At 46.8% G+C, this 15,205-nt stretch carries 10 protein-coding genes; 5 read left to right on the top strand and 5 right to left on the bottom strand.

All coding sequences use genetic code 11. The features are described 5' to 3' along the window. Positions 1–10 precede the first annotated feature (10 nt). A complete protein-coding gene (locus K7B07_RS04765) occupies positions 11–499 on the top strand; it encodes a DUF1801 domain-containing protein (RefSeq protein ID WP_223707901.1) in 489 nt (162 codons plus the stop codon). 40 nt (positions 500–539) lie between these two features. On the opposite strand, the gene K7B07_RS04760 is transcribed toward K7B07_RS04765, so the two are convergent. The 5 genes from K7B07_RS04760 to K7B07_RS04740 all read right to left on the bottom strand — a co-directional run bounded on the left by K7B07_RS04760 (position 540) and on the right by K7B07_RS04740 (position 5,075). Next, positions 540–1,106 carry a hypothetical protein gene (locus K7B07_RS04760; RefSeq protein WP_223707899.1) on the bottom strand — a complete coding sequence of 189 codons (567 nt, stop codon included), beginning with the start codon at positions 1,104–1,106 and terminating at the stop codon, positions 540–542. A 30-nt stretch (positions 1,107–1,136) separates the two neighbouring features. Next, on the bottom strand, positions 1,137–1,364 hold the full coding sequence (locus K7B07_RS04755) for a hypothetical protein (RefSeq protein WP_223707897.1): 228 nt from the start codon (positions 1,362–1,364) through the stop codon (positions 1,137–1,139). 133 nt (positions 1,365–1,497) lie between these two features. Beyond that, positions 1,498–1,803, bottom strand: coding sequence for a hypothetical protein (locus tag K7B07_RS04750; protein ID WP_223707896.1), 306 nt, complete (start codon positions 1,801–1,803; stop codon positions 1,498–1,500). A 97-nt stretch (positions 1,804–1,900) separates the two neighbouring features. Next, positions 1,901–3,703, bottom strand: coding sequence for an ABC transporter ATP-binding protein (locus K7B07_RS04745; RefSeq protein WP_223707894.1), 1,803 nt, complete (start codon positions 3,701–3,703; stop codon positions 1,901–1,903). Positions 3,704–3,899: 196 nt separating this feature from the next. Next, the gene (locus K7B07_RS04740) at positions 3,900–5,075 is read right to left on the bottom strand and encodes an acetyl-CoA C-acyltransferase (RefSeq protein WP_223707892.1); all 1,176 of its coding nucleotides are present in this window, start codon (positions 5,073–5,075) and stop codon (positions 3,900–3,902) included. A gap of 194 nt (positions 5,076–5,269) precedes the next feature. Here K7B07_RS04740 and K7B07_RS04735 point away from each other — a divergent pair, with 194 nt between their 5' ends. From K7B07_RS04735 to K7B07_RS04720, 4 genes are all read left to right on the top strand, one after another. Then, positions 5,270–6,019, top strand: coding sequence for a DeoR/GlpR family DNA-binding transcription regulator (locus K7B07_RS04735; protein WP_223707890.1), 750 nt, complete (start codon positions 5,270–5,272; stop codon positions 6,017–6,019). 35 nt (positions 6,020–6,054) lie between these two features. Further along, positions 6,055–9,480 (top strand): SusC/RagA family TonB-linked outer membrane protein, encoded by a 3,426-nt coding sequence (locus tag K7B07_RS04730; protein WP_223707888.1) that lies wholly within the window; start codon positions 6,055–6,057, stop codon positions 9,478–9,480. An 11-nt stretch (positions 9,481–9,491) separates the two neighbouring features. After that, complete coding sequence (locus K7B07_RS04725; protein ID WP_223707887.1) at positions 9,492–11,321, top strand: RagB/SusD family nutrient uptake outer membrane protein; 1,830 nt, start codon at positions 9,492–9,494, stop codon at positions 11,319–11,321. A 713-nt stretch (positions 11,322–12,034) separates the two neighbouring features. Continuing rightward, positions 12,035–15,196, top strand: coding sequence for a SusC/RagA family TonB-linked outer membrane protein (locus K7B07_RS04720; protein WP_223707885.1), 3,162 nt, complete (start codon positions 12,035–12,037; stop codon positions 15,194–15,196). Positions 15,197–15,205 lie beyond the last annotated feature (9 nt).

The following is a 15,205-nucleotide window of genomic DNA, read 5'->3' as shown; positions in this document are numbered from 1 at the left end:
TGCTAAAAAATTGGCTGTTCAAAAACAGGAAATCAAAACCGTTGCGGCCTACCTGGAACAGGTGCCCGAACCGTACCGGCTGGCGCTGCAACGGCTGCGGGAGGTGATCCTGGCGCACTTGCCAAAAGGATATGCAGAGGTCATCAGCTATGGAATGATCGGCTATGTGGTGCCACATGCAATTTATCCGGACGGGTACCACTGCACGCCTGCATTGCCATTGCCCTTTATGAACATTGCCTCCCAGAAAAGCGGACTGGTACTTTATCATATGGGCTTATATGCTGACGCAGGTTTAATACATTGGTTCGTAACCGAATACGAACGTGTGACAGGAAAAAAGCCGGATATGGGCAAAAGCTGTATCCGGTTTAAAAAACCGGACCAGCTGCCGTTTGAGCTGATCGGTGTACTTGCGGGAAAAATGCCGGTGGATGACTGGATCCGGCTGTATGAGAAAAACCTGCTACCAAAAAGCCGCAGGTCCTCAAAAATATGACCTGCGGCTGAAAAGGATCTATCCTTCGTTATTGATCGATCTACCTTCTGGAAGAACGGCTGTTGCTGCTGCCAGACCGGCCCTGATTATAACTGCCCCTTGATGAAGCGGGCGGTGCCTGCCGGATGCTCCGGGCAGGCGGACTGTAGGAACGCTGCGGTGTTGTAGTACGTGAGCGCACCTCAGTAGAGCGGGAGTTCGAATTGCTGTTACTCCGTGATCTTGCCTGGGCCGAACGGGAATTCGAATTTGTATTGCTGTTTCGCTGGCGGTAATATTCTGCATTGCTCCGGCTGTTGTTAACGCGGTAATCCCTGTTATTCGGGGTTCTCCTTTTGTCATCATACCTGCGGCGGTCATCGCGTCTGTAATACCTGCTATTCCTGTTATTCCGGTAATAGCGGCTGTTATTGTAATAACCATTGCCATAATAACCGTAGTATCCCGGGGAGTAGTAATAGTAATTGGGGTAATACCCATAATATCCGTCGTCATAATAGCCATTGGATGGATAATAGGCATCCGCACAGGAGCTCAGACCGGCAACGAGAACGATTAAAACACCGGCAACCAGCATACGGTTTTTTTTAAATAGCTGTAGTTTCATTGCCTTGTTTGTTTAAGAATTATAAAAAAATTAATACCTGTAATAACGTTTATTATGTCCCGGCGCAAAGTCTCTTGCCGATTTTGCACCATAGTATTTTTTTGCCTGTCCCGGGGGCATCCTTTTGTAGCCGGATTGCCGGTAGTAATTATTCGGGTAGTAAACATCGCTGCAGGAACTCAGACCTATTGCGAAGAGTACGGCAATGAACAAAAACAGGATCCCGGACCTGCCCCATTTTAAGTTATACATTTTCATATTTACGGATTTAAACGGGTAGTATTCAAACTTTGTACCAAACAGTCAGGCCACCTGGAAAGGTGGCGACTGATAAATCAATTTTAAACCTTATGAATCACTCTCTTATCTTTTTTACTGTTTATTCTGATCCTTAGTGCCGGTGGCTTTTATGGTGCCTGTGCGCACTGTATCTGTATGATTTGTGATGATGATACTTTTTTGCAATTCCCGGAGGTAGGTGCCGTACACGATGATAACGGCTGTACCTGTAGGACGGATAGGTACTGTAGTACCCGTAGGTAGCAGGATAGTACACTACCCGCGCCGGACGGCTGTAATAATGTCCTTTTTTGTAATACGTATAATGCCTTTTTTCATAACGGGAGTGCTGCGCGTTCGACTGTGTAACGCCTACCACCAGGATTATAAATGCCAACAGGGCCAGTTTCACTTTCATAACAATTTCAATTAGGGTTATTGATTAAAATGTTTTCATTTATAGGACGCTAATGTGCGACTAACGTCTGTTAATGAAAGGTAAATGTTTGAAACTGCTAGTTAAGCGATTGGGCGATCCTGGAGATATTAAGACTGCGTGCGGAAGCGTTGAATATTTCGCGATAGGTTCCGTTCAATCCGATGAGCTGCTCATGTGTGCCGGATTCGACCACATGTCCCTGCTTCAGTACATAGATCATATCGGCATCAATGATCTGTGAAATGGAATGAGAGATGATGACAACGGTCCGGTTCTTTTTAATGGCATCCAGGCTGTTCTTTATCTGTTCGGTTGCAATGGCATCCAGGCTTGCCGTAGGCTCATCCAGGAAAATGACCGGCGGATCTTTTAAGAAAAGGCGGGCGATGGCGATGCGTTGCTGCTGTCCGCCGCTGAGCAGCTGTGCATCGCTGTTGTACTGAAGCGGAAGCTCCATGATCTGATCGTGCAGGTAAGCTTTTTGAGCAGCAGCAATGATCTCTTCTTTTGTAGCATTCATTTTTCCGTACCGGATATTGTCTTCGATCGAGCCTTTGAATATATGGTTCTTTTGCAGTACCAGGCCGATCTCCCCGCGTAATATCGTATTGTCGTAGTCGTTCAGACCGACTCCATCCAGGACGATGGTACCATTGTCGGGAACATAAAACTTATTGAGCAGGTTGAGTATGGTGCTTTTGCCGGCACCGCTCAGCCCTACCAGTGCCGTGGTTTTACCGCCTTCGATTTTCAGGGTGATATCATGCAGTGCTTTTGTGCCGTTCGGATAGGTGAAGTTTACCTGCTGCATTTCAAAGTCACCCTTTACCACTTCTTCCGTATAGGATCCGGATTGTTCGGTAGCTTCTTCTGCATCCAGGATCTGGAAATAGGCTTCTGCATAAACAAAGGCATCATTTACCTCGTCGTAGATGCGGTGCAGCTGGCGGATCGGGGCAGACACATTATTGAACAGCATGATGTGCAGCATAATGGCGCCGATGCTGATCTGGTGGTCCAGTACCAGGTAGGTGGTAAGGATAATGATGAGCACCACCCCGATCTGTTCGATAAAAGACTTTATACCATCGTAACGAAAATTTGTTTTACGGGTATATAGCTGGTCCTGGGTAAGCTGATCCTGGATCTCCAGCTGTTTCTTTTCTTCGTAGGGTTCACGGGCAAAGCTTTTGATAACGGTGATCGATTCGATCAGGTTCAGCAGTCCGTTGTTCTTATTCTCCCTGCCGCGCCGCAACTGCCGGCGCACTCCCTGCAGTTTTTTTGCCTGCCGGCTGCTTACGTAAAAATAAGCAGGCAGGATAACCGTAGCTACCACGCCTACCGAAACATTGGCCATATACATGATCACCAGTGCCAGCAACGCATTGGAGAACAGGGGCAGGATGTCGATGAAGAAGTTCTGAACCAGGCGGGTAAGACTTTCCACGCCGCGATCGATCCTTGTTTGCAGTCTGCCGGACTGGTTTTCGGGGGCCGCATAGAAGGCCATCCCGTAGGAAAGTATCTTTTCAATAGCCGCTTCCGAAAGGCGGTTACTGACATTGATCCGTATTTTTTCGCCGTAAAATTTTTGTCCGAACTGGATAAAGATATTGACCAGCTCTTTGGTAAAGAGGATGATGGAGATATACAGCAGCAGCCGCATTCCTTCCTGCATCGGGTCCGGTACCTGCAGCAGGGTATCTACATGATCTACTGTATACTTGAGAATGAGCGGGTTTACCTGGGCGGCAAGCGACCCGATCAGTGTGAGTCCCAGTGTGCCCAGGATCATCGTCCGGTATGGCTTTACAAACGGCCAGAGCTGTTTTACAATATTTACCAGATTGAGTGTTTTTGTAAAGGGTTTGGACATGGTTGAAATGTGAAAAGTGAATGGTGAGTAGTACCCGTTTGACAGGAGCCTGCTTTGTTCCGGAGCCGGCTGCTGCCCTTTGCACTGAAGATGAACGGAGCGCCGCAACACTGCTGCCCTTTGCACTGCTGTCCGGTCAATAAAAATCCGGTTTACCGTTATACACAGTGAACCGGATTTTTAGACGACAAAAAAATTAAAAACGTTCGATGATACCTGCGATTCCCTGTCCGCCGCCGACACAGGCGGTAACCATTCCGTATTTTTTGTTCAGGCGTTTCAGGTCTCCCAGTATCTGCATCGTGAGCTTGCAACCGGTGCAGCCCAGCGGGTGTCCCAATGCTATGGCACCGCCGTTTATATTCACAATTTCCGGATTCAATCCTGCCTCCTGTATCACAGCCAGTGCCTGTGCTCCGAAGGCCTCATTCAGTTCGATAAGATCAATATCGTTTAAGGATAGTCCGGCCCGCGCCAGTGCTTTGGGAATAGCGGCCACGGGACCTACGCCCATGATACGCGGGTGCACGCCGGCCACAGCGCTGGCCACCAGTTTTCCGATGGGTTGCAGCTGCAGTTCGTTCATCATGGATTCACTCATTACCACCACAAAGGCAGCGCCGTCGCTGGTTTGGGAAGAATTTCCTGCCGTTACCACGCCGTTGGCCGCAAATACCGGTTTCAGTTTTTGTAATGCCTCCATCGAAGTATCGGAGCGGGGGCCTTCATCGGTATCCACCACAAATTTTTTCACCTGGCGTTTTCCTTTGTTATCTACGTATACCTCTTCCACTTCAATGGGAAGGATGCCCTCTTTAAAATAGCCGTTCTGAATGGCGTTGATGGCTTTCTGGTGCGACTGGTAGCTGAAGCTGTCCGCGGCTTCGCGGGTAATATTAAATTCCTTTGATACGGCTTCTGCGGTCAGTCCCATATTAAGGTAATAATCCGGTTCATCGCTGGCGATGGAATAGGAAGGTACGGTTTTCCATCCTGATGCAGGTACCAGGCTCATGCTTTCGGTGCCGCCGGCGATAATGCAGTCTGCCTGACCGGTGCGGATCTTGGCCGTTGCCATGGCGATGGTTTCCAGTCCGGAGGCACAGTACCGGTTGACGGTTGCTCCGGGAACTTCGATGCCCAGTGCGCGGGCGGAGATGATGCGTGCCACCTGCAAACCCTGTTCGGCTTCCGGTACTGCATTTCCCACCAGCACGTCATCCACCCGTTTGGGATCCAGTTGCGGCACGGATGCCATCAGTCCTTTGATCACAGTGATCGCCAGGTCGTCCGGGCGATAAAAACGGAACCCGCCTTTTTTGGCTTTGCCGACTGCGGTACGGTAACCGGCGACGATATATGCTTCCTGCATGATCTGTGTTTTTAGTGAATCAGAATAAATAGTTGTTTATGCAACTTCTTTGATCAAATATAATCAATTTTCAGCATACCCCAGGGGCTGGCAGCCATTATGTTTGCGGTATTTTATTTTTTTCTGCAATTTTTTTTGAGATTTTGCGACTTTATGCTGTTTTCCTTTTTACCTTTAGGAATAAATTAACGATTGTGTTAAAGAAAGAACGACAGGCATACATACTTCACCGGCTGGATCTGCACAATAAAGTACTCAGTGCCAAGCTTTGTGTTGATATGAATGTATCCGAAGACACTGTACGCAGGGATCTGCAGGAGCTTGCGGAGGCGGGGAGGCTGATCAAAGTGCATGGCGGAGCGCTTTCACTGGCTTTTAATGAAGTGCATTTTACTGCCAGTCCGGTGTACTCCCAAACGCAGAAAGCCATTATTGCGCAGAAGGCGATCGGGCTGATCAAAGAACAGATGTATGTGCTGACGAGCGGGGGGACCACCATCCTGGAGCTGGCCAAGCGGCTGCCGCCCCAGCTCAGGGCAACATTTATAACGGGGAGTATTCCCGTGCTGAACGCGTATATCGCCCATCCGAACATCAATGTGGTGGTGGTGGGTGACAAGGTGAATAAGGAATCAAAGATCACTGTGGGCGCCAGTGCCATTGCCAAGATCAAGGAAGTGAATGCGGATCTGTGCATCCTGGGAACCAATGCCATCGATCTGCGGCGGGGCATTACCGACAGCGACTGGGAGGTGGTGGAGCTGAAGAAGGCAATGGTAGCGGCTTCCGCCAGAACCGTTTGCCTGACGATCGCCGAGAAGCTGAACTCCTTTGAAGCCCTGCAGGTATGCACGCTGAAGCAGATCGACTACCTGATAACGGAACTGGATCCGGAAGACGAGCTGTTGCAACCTTATGTAGACGCCGGGATTACTGTTTTATAACAAGTATTAAAATAGATTTTTAAATAGAAGTACATATGAGAAAGAGTTTTTTCAACAAGGTATTCCTGCTTTTTATGCTGCTCTGCTTATCCCTCCTGGGGCAGGCGCAGGTAAAAACGATTACAGGAACGGTTACTTCCGGAGAAGGTGCTCCGCTGGCCGGAGTTACGGTGACTGCAGGAACTGCTGCCACAGCAACAAACGACGCTGGTGCCTATAAGATACAGGCTTCGGAAGGCAGTAGCATGACTTTTTCTTTCGTTGGATATGCTAGTCAAACAGTTGTGGTTGGTAGTGAGGATACGATCTCGATTGTACTGCAGTCCGGACAATCTAATCTGGATGAGGTTGTGGTAGTAGGTTATGGTACGCAAAGAAAAGGGAACCTCACTGGTGCTGTATCAACGGTGGATCTGGGTAAATCACTTTCCAGCAGACCGATTGCAGATGTGGGAAGAGCGCTGCAAGGTGCGGCATCCGGTCTCAGTATTACCGTTCCCAGTGGTGAGGTGGGTTCAGATCCACTGATTAAAATAAGAGGGCAGGTAGGTTCATTAAATGGAGGCAGCGCGCCGCTGATCCTCTTGGATAATGTGGAGATACCCAGCATTCAGGTAGTGAATCCAACAGATATTGAATCCATCACTGTGCTGAAAGATGCAGCTTCAGCATCTATTTATGGTGCGAAAGCTGCTTTTGGTGTGATACTTATTACTACAAAGAAAGGATCAGGCACCGGGAAACCTATTGTTTACTATACCAACAACTTTAGCTGGCAGAATGTATGGAAAGATCTGAAGATGGCCGATGTGAACGGTCTGAGATATACCGTGGATGCCGCAGAGCGAATTGGGACTTTTACCCCTGTAGGTGCTTTTTATTATGTAGACAGGGCCAGTTACGAAAAGGCCGTGGAATGGAAGAACAAATATGGCGGCAGTATCGGACCGGATGATCCGACCGTGTTTGGCCGGGACTGGTATGTGCAGGGAGCTAGTAATCAAAAAATGGGAGTAAGAACTTATGATCCTTATGATTATATGGTAAGGGAATGGGCGCCCACGGCACAGCATAATTTATCCATTGGTGCCCGAACAGGAAAGACCTCATACAATATTGGTCTTGGAACATTAGATCAAAGTGGCATGCTGAAGCCCGCTAAATTGGATAATTTCAGGCGGGATAACGCGTCTCTGCGAGTATCGAGCGAGATAAATAAATACCTGACTGTTCGCGCCGGTGCTATTTACTCTGCAAGGAATAAGCAGTATGCTTACGCGACCAACTCTACTACTGCAGACCCCTGGCTTTACCTGTACCGGTGGAGTTCTTTGTACCCGCTTGGCAAAGATGAAAATGGTGATCCCATACGCAGCCCCGAAAGTGAGATAGCTGCAGCCAACACAGCTAGTATAAAGACAAAGTATATGAATTTGAACCTGGGAGCTACTGTTCACATTATGAAGAACTGGAGGTTTGATTTTGACTATACCTATACCGATCAGGATGAAATATGGAGCAGGCCTGGTACCAGGTTTACAGCACGAAACTCCTGGGTGGCGCCGAAAGAACGACTCGATGCCGATGGAAATCCTGTGTATGTAAACAGCGAAGGACAGATTGTTGCTGCCACTGATCCCGGAGCCATAAAGGCTTTTGATCTTTCTTCAGAAACGTATACAGCTCCCGGTTCAAATCCTGATCATTTTGCGCGCACCGTCACAAATTTTTACAGCAGCACTATTAACGCCTATACGACCTATAATTGGAAAATAGAAGACGATCATAATTTTAAATTTTTACTAGGTGTTAACCGGGTGGCCGGTACAACAGAATGGCAGTCTTCACAAATAAACAACTTATCTAATATAGAGAACCCCCAATTCCCCTTTGGTACGGGTACAGAAACGGTGGCCGGCGACAAAACCTGGGAGGCTCAACTAGGCTATTTTGGCCGCATTAACTATGCATTTAGGAATAAGTACCTGTTGGAAGGCAACCTGCGTTATGACGGATCTTCTAAATTTCCGTCTGATTTATGGTGGAGATGGTATCCATCATTTTCCGCAGGCTGGGTAGCCACAGAAGAAACATTTATGAATTGGGCAAAACCCGTACTAAGTTTCTTAAAGATCCGGGGTTCATGGGGGTCTATCGGTGATCAAACAGTACCTAATAATTTATACCTTCCCATTATGCCCAGCGGCAAATCAACCTGGATCAACGCAGTTGGAGCCAGAGTGCCATATGTTGGGTCACCTTTGGCCATCGATCCCAATATCTACTGGCAGAATATTGTAAGTTCAAATATTGGTTTCGATATGGGTTTCTTCGAAAATAAGATCAATGTATCCTTTGATCTGTTTAAAAGAAATACCGATGATATGATCGTCCCTCTTGAAGGCATCCCCTTCACTTTTGGCGCTACTCCGCCCTTAGGTAATTATGGCTCATTAAGCACAAAGGGCTGGGAGTTAACAGTAGATTTTAATCACAGGTTTGAAAACGGGCTTGGCATTAACCTGAGAGGAAATATTTCAGATGCAAGAACTATTTTAACTAAGATAGGTACCGGTAAGCAGGTCAACGGAAATTATGATGGAAAAGATATCGGAGAAATATGGGGATATCGTACAGACAGGTTATATCAATACGCTGATTTTGAACTGGATGGTAATGGCAAACCTATCCTGATAACTCTTACCGCGGATGAAAGCCCATTATATGCCGGCAGAAAAGCATATAAACTAAAAGCAGGCCCGAACGGAGAAAAGCCCGTATATCAACCTTACTTACAAAACTCTGATAATTTCTTTTTCGGCCCGGGTGATGTGAAATTCAAGGATATTAATGGAGATGGTGAAATAAATGATGGTAAAGGATCGCTGAGCGATCATGGTGACCTTCAAGTGATAGGGAATTCAACCCCGCGTTATGAATGGGGTGCATGGGTGGGATTGGATTACAAAGGCGTTGATATCAGTGCATTCTTCCAGGGTGTTGGTAAGCGCGAGATATGGGGGGTAGGCTTTTTAACCACTCCTGGTTTTAATGCGAGTGATGGTGCAATGCCTGAAGCTATTGCAAGTAATTACTGGCGGCCTGATAATACGGGCGCTTTTTATCCGGCTGCTTATAATAATGCCGGTGCTAATAATTCAAATAATATGCAGGTACAGGACAGGTACCTGCTGAATATGGCATACACCAGGCTGAAAAATCTTACATTGGGTTATACGCTGCCGGAAAGTTTAACGAAGAAAATTTGGGTCAACTCGTTAAGAGTGTATGGCGCATTAGAGAATTTCTTTACCTGGGATCACCTGGGCGATCTCCCGATAGACCCTGAAAGCATTAGCGGTTATTCTATGTGGAATACGAGCAATTATAACTCAGGCCGCACCGGAACCGGTATTCCTGCATTTAAATCCTTTTCATTTGGTCTTCAATTGATTTTTTAAAAACAGCAATTATGAAATACTTCTATGGTATCACCATCTGTCTCGTTTTCATGGCTTGTAATAAAAACGTGCTTGATAGACCGCCTCTTACTAACTATATGGATGACAAGTACTGGCGTAACGAAGACGATGTACGTATGTATGTAAATACTTATTACCCTAATTATTTTAACGGATACAATAGTTCTTTTACTGTAGACTATGCACCGGTAAGGGGATATACATTCAACGATGATCTGACAAAGAAAAATGTACAGACAAATTTTGAGAGCACGATTCCCAACTCAAGAGGTTCTTATTCAGAAAGTGCAGAATGGCTGCAGAATTATGGAGGACCAACATGGGATTTTGCGTGGGTACGAAAATCAAACGTGCTGCTTGATCGGCTGGAGAATGTTCTTAAAGCAAAAATTCCTGATGAAGCGTACAAACACTGGGCTGCTGTAGGCAGATTCTTTCGTGGGTTTGAGTATAGTCGTTTGGTGAGTGTGTTTGGTAATATACCTTATTATGACAGAGTGATTGAGCAAAGTGATTTGAATGCCTTGTACAAGGATAGAGAAAACCGTGGCTTGGTGATGGATAAGGTGTATGATGATTTTAAATATGCGTTGGCTAATATGCGCGAAAATGACGGAGCACAGCTCGTGAATAAATATATCGCAGCCGCATTTATTTCCCGATTGATGCTTTTCGAAGGCACGTTTGAACATTACCACGGAATCGATGAGGCTCGCGCAAAAAAATACCTGGAATTTGCCGCAGAAGCTGCGGATATAGTAATGACCAGCAATAAGTATCAGTTTGGAAGTGATTTTAAAGCGCTGTTTTCATCAGATAATCTTTCCGGAAATCCCGAAGTCATACTTTACAGATCCTATGACGCGGGTCAAAGTATCACGCATGCCATAGGTTCTTATCAAAACGGAACGGAAGTGGTGGGTGTGGATGCCAATCTTGTTCTTATGAAATCATTTATTTTAAATGATGGCAGGGTTTGGCAGGATTCTGCCTCATCATCTCTACCCCATACAGGCAGCTTTGCCATTGCCGATCTCATAAAAACCCGTGATCCACGTTTTGAGGCGTCATTTTTTGACAAGCCGTTGGGCAGTTCCGCTACACTTTTGTATGGTTTCAAGTTTGCTTCCCGTGAAGCACTCACTTATATTGGTAAGCCTTATCCGCCGGCATGGGGCAGTAATACCAATACCAGTGATGCTCCTGTAATACGTTTAGCCGAGGTAGTGCTGAATTGGATAGAAGCAAAGGCCGAGTTGGCGGAACATTTTGGCGGCTCTGCAGTAACGCAAAATGATATTGATAAATCTATCAATGCGATACGGGACCGCCCGCTGGATGGGGCGGCTATTGCCAAGGGTATTAAAAAAACGGCCCATTTATCGCTGGCTTCTCTTCCAAATGATCCTGCGCGGGATGGCGATGTATCCCCTCTACTTTGGGAAATACGACGTGAAAGAAGAATGGAATTTGTATTTGAGTTTTCCAGATTAATGGACCTGAAAAGATGGAAAAAAATTCAATACATGAATTTTACCAATCCTGACTATTTCCTTGGACCATGGGTGAATGTACCGGTAGAAATTCCTTCTGCTTTGAGCACAACGACTATTGGTAAAGCCCGGGTAAAAAAAGCCGATGGTACTGTAATTACCTACGATGGTACCAATGCGGCGAATATGGTAGGGTACTGGATGGTAGAAAATGCATCCAACAGAAATGCTTTTACAGACAGGGTATATACGTCACCTGTTGGTACCTCGCAGATCCAGGAATATGAGTCAAGAGGATATAAGCTCACTCAAACTAATGGCTGGTGAGTTCGACAGCTCCTGTGTTGCATTTCCGATCTCAACAATAAGTTTTCTGAAGCTGTCCTTGTGGCGGCTTCTTCTTTACGTTAATTAATGGCCGCCTCGAAATAGTGCAATAATTTGCAGGTTTTTTAGAGAAATTGCTTGTTTTTGAGGGAATTTTACATATCTTTAACACAGACATTCAGAAGAAGATTGACGATCTGATTGGTTCATTTTTGATTCACTGTTACGGATTGAGGCTTTGTTGTGAGAAATGCAGAGAAGTGTTTTGCCTGGGTACCCATTAGATAGAGCATAATTTGTTTGAGAGCTGCAAAGGGAATCAAAAACCTGCAAACCCACCGCAGATGGGCATTTAATTGGCGGTGCAACAGGACGATTGTATTATATAAGAACAGAGAGTTGTATTTGCTGAATAAAAAATAAATAGAAGGATCATTATGGGAAGATGCGCTTTACCAGGAATGGCGCTGTTCAAACTTTTCTTTTTTACTTCCTTGCCCGGAGGCCGGGCAAATAAAAACCATCACAGAAAAAGCAACCGGCAGAACGAAAGTGTCGGAACCAGGCTTTACTGTCGTGAACTGCCGGTGCAGCGATCATGACGGGGTATGGGATCTTTCCCGATTTAATGCGGCAGGTCCCCGTTGCTTCATTATACACCAATCATTTTTAAAGGAGTTTTTTAAGAATCATTCAATAAAATCTAAAAACTGATGAAACGTTTAGTGCTTTTGGGTTTGACACTTCTGCTGTTGGGGGTATCCCCGGCATGGCTATTAGCGCAAACCTCCCGAATCTCAGGTACTGTAACCACCGATGACGGCGCGCCGCTGTCCGGTGTAACTGTATCCGTACAGGAAACCAACAATGCGGTAGTCACTGATGCCGAAGGCCGGTTCACAATTTCTGTTCCGGATGGCAGGATGCTTGAAATAAGCTATGTAGGTTACCAGACAAAAATTGTGAAACCTTCCCAGGGTATGGCGGTAACATTAATGCCGGGTACATCCATACAAATGGAAGATGTAGTTGTTACGGCGATGGGCATAAAAAGAGAGCGAAAGGCGCTGGGGTACTCGGTTTCCGACCTGAGTGCGCAGGAACTGATGAAGAATAAGAATACGAACATCGTCAACTCGCTGGCAGGCAAAGTACCGGGGGTAAACATTACACAGTTCAGCGGTTCCGCAGGTGCCGGTGCGTCGATCACCATCCGTGGAGGAAACTCCACATCAGATGGCCGGCAAAACCAGCCCTTATTTGTTATTGATGGTGTTATCTATGATAACTCCACTACCGTTACCGGTAACACGGCAACGGATGGCTCATCCCGCAGCAATACCACGTATTCAAACCGCATCATGGATATCAACCCGGAGGATGTTGAGACCCTGTCGGTACTGAAAGGCGCTGCAGCAGCGGCATTGTACGGATCCCGCGCAGCGGATGGTGTTGTGATCATTACAACAAAAAAAGGAGCCGCGGGCTCGGTAACAGTAAATGTGAATAGCAAAATAAGCACCTCCTGGGCCAACAAACTGCCGCAGGCGCAAACCCGGTTCGGTATCGGTTCTTATGCCAAGAACGGAGTTTTGAATGAAATTACTTATGATTCCTGGGGAGAAGAGATCCCGGCAGACAGTACGCTATACGACAACATCGGCAACTTTTTTCAAAACGGCATTATATACGACAATAATGTCAACGTTTCCGGAGGGACGAAGAACAGCTCTTTTTATTTATCGGGATCCAATTTTAACCAGACGGGTATTGTGCCCAACACCGGTTACCGGAAAACAACGTTCCGTTTTAACGGGGAGCAGAAGTATGGGCACTTGACCCTGAACGCCAATGCGGCGTATTCCATTGCCAATACCGACAGAACGCTGACCACTGCAGGCCTTTACAATGGCGGAGGGAACGGAGCGATGGGCGCAGTATACAGCTGGCCGCAGGTATTCGATATGAAACGTTATATCAATCAGGATGGTACCCAATACCGTCCTTTTGCGGGAACACGTGAACTGGAAAATGATACAGACAACCCTTACTGGATCATCAATATGGATAATTTAACTTCCCAGACCAGGCGGTTTACCGGTGGTATCAGCGGTAACTATAAAATAGCAGACTGGTGGGATGTGATCGCACGTCTGGGATACGATCAGTACTCTACGAATGACTATACTTATATTGCTCCGGGCTCCGCCGTGATCCCTTTATACCAGAACGGACGGCTAAGTAAAAATCTGAATGACTATTCGTACACCACTACAACTGTAATGAGCAACTTTCATAAAACCTTTGGCGATTTTGATACGCGGCTGATGGTGGGTACTACTTCGGAAGACACAAAGATCATTAATCAAAATCACTGGGGCTACAATTTTACCAGTGATGTGACACAGAGCTTCAGCACCATTGCGCCGGAAAATCAGCGGTTCAAAGATGCGACAGTCAGAAAACGCCTGGTAGGGGCGTACGGAGAGTTTGGAGCTTCTTATAAGAACATTGCTTTTCTAACGTTAACGGGCCGCAACGACTGGACCTCCACCTTACTCCCGGCGCCGACCAATTCCTATTTTTATCCTTCTGTAAGCGGATCGTTTGTCTTTTCAGAACTAATGACCAGGACCGATATACTTTCTTTTGGTAAGATCCGTGCAAGCTGGGCACAGGTGGGTAAGGATGCAAATCCCTATGCGACCCTCACTTACGTAAATCCGCCCATCAGTATTGGCCCTTTTACAGGGATCGGTAACCAGTATACCCGGGGGAATGATCTGCTGAAACCAGAGATCCAGCGATCCTGGGAAGTAGGAGGTGAGTTCCGGTTCCTGAAGGGCCGCATCGGTCTGGATTATACCTATTACCACAGCGAGACAAATAACCAGATCGCCCAGCCGCGTTTGTCCAATGCCGGGGGCTATATTCTTGTTTCGATCAATTCCGGCTCCGTAATTAATAGGGGTATGGAAATAGCGCTTACCGGTAAGCCGGTGGTACAAACAGATTTTGGATGGGATGTAGTGCTGAACTTCTCCTATAACAAAGGGCGGCTGGGAGATTTTCTTCCGGGCGTAGCCTATTTTTATCCAACAGACGCCCAGTTCGGAACCGTAAAGGCGGCGTCCATTCCCAATGGTGGCTACTTCCTCGGGATGACGGGATCCCGTTACCTGCGTGAGGCAGATGCAAATGGAAATGAGATAGAGAACGGCCGCTACCAGGTAGATCCGACCACCGGTCTGTATAAATTTTTTACAGGGACCAACGCAGCGATCGTAGGAAACCGTGAACCACAGTTCATCGGTGGGTTTAACAATACGTTCCGGTACAAGGATCTTTCCTTATCCTTCCTACTCGACATCCGGAGGGGCGGAGATGTATATAACGGTACAGAATATGCAATGGTTGTAAACGGTCTGAGCAAAAGAACATTGCAGAATGACCGGCAGTCGGTGACCGTAACCGGGGTCAACAGCCAGACCGGAGCCGACTTTACACAAACCTATAATGCCGATGAAACCTATATGATCAACGGAACAGAAGTTGACGGCCGATCGATGATCCAGCAATATTGGGCCAATTACGCGGCCAACTCCTTAAATTTTATTACCTCCGTAAACTGGCTGAAGCTGCGTTCCCTGTCATTGACGTATGACTTCACCCGTATGCTGAAAAGTCAGAAAGTAATCAAGGGCATATCGGCAACAGCAGTGGGTACGAACCTGCTGACATGGACAAATTACAAGGGAATGGATCCTGAGGTGAGTGCTGCGGGCGGAACCGGCGGTTCGGGCTCTACCGGTATCGATTACCTGGGCGTGCCGGCAGTGGCAGGTTTTACATTCGGGATAAATCTTACGTTTTAATTAAATGAA

The sequence above is a fragment of the Niabella beijingensis genome (assembly GCF_020034665.1).
GTDB lineage: Bacteria > Bacteroidota > Bacteroidia > Chitinophagales > Chitinophagaceae > Niabella > Niabella beijingensis.
The sequence above is the reverse complement of the archived record's forward strand: the minus strand, read 5'-3'. Positions and strand labels throughout refer to the sequence as shown.

What these genes read in the sequence shown, in the direction of transcription:
- K7B07_RS04760 (WP_223707899.1), bottom strand. Translation starts at nt 1,106, where the DNA reads ATGAAACTACAGCTATTTAAAAAAAACCGTATGCTGGTTGCCGGTGTT.
- K7B07_RS04755 (WP_223707897.1), bottom strand. Translation starts at nt 1,364, where the DNA reads ATGAAAATGTATAACTTAAAATGGGGCAGGTCCGGGATCCTGTTTTTG.
- K7B07_RS04750 (WP_223707896.1), bottom strand. Translation starts at nt 1,803, where the DNA reads ATGAAAGTGAAACTGGCCCTGTTGGCATTTATAATCCTGGTGGTAGGC.
- K7B07_RS04745 (WP_223707894.1), bottom strand. Translation starts at nt 3,703, where the DNA reads ATGTCCAAACCCTTTACAAAAACACTCAATCTGGTAAATATTGTAAAA.
- K7B07_RS04740 (WP_223707892.1), bottom strand. Translation starts at nt 5,075, where the DNA reads ATGCAGGAAGCATATATCGTCGCCGGTTACCGTACCGCAGTCGGCAAA.
- K7B07_RS04730 (WP_223707888.1), top strand. Translation starts at nt 6,055, where the DNA reads ATGAGAAAGAGTTTTTTCAACAAGGTATTCCTGCTTTTTATGCTGCTC.
- K7B07_RS04725 (WP_223707887.1), top strand. Translation starts at nt 9,492, where the DNA reads ATGAAATACTTCTATGGTATCACCATCTGTCTCGTTTTCATGGCTTGT.
- K7B07_RS04720 (WP_223707885.1), top strand. Translation starts at nt 12,035, where the DNA reads ATGAAACGTTTAGTGCTTTTGGGTTTGACACTTCTGCTGTTGGGGGTA.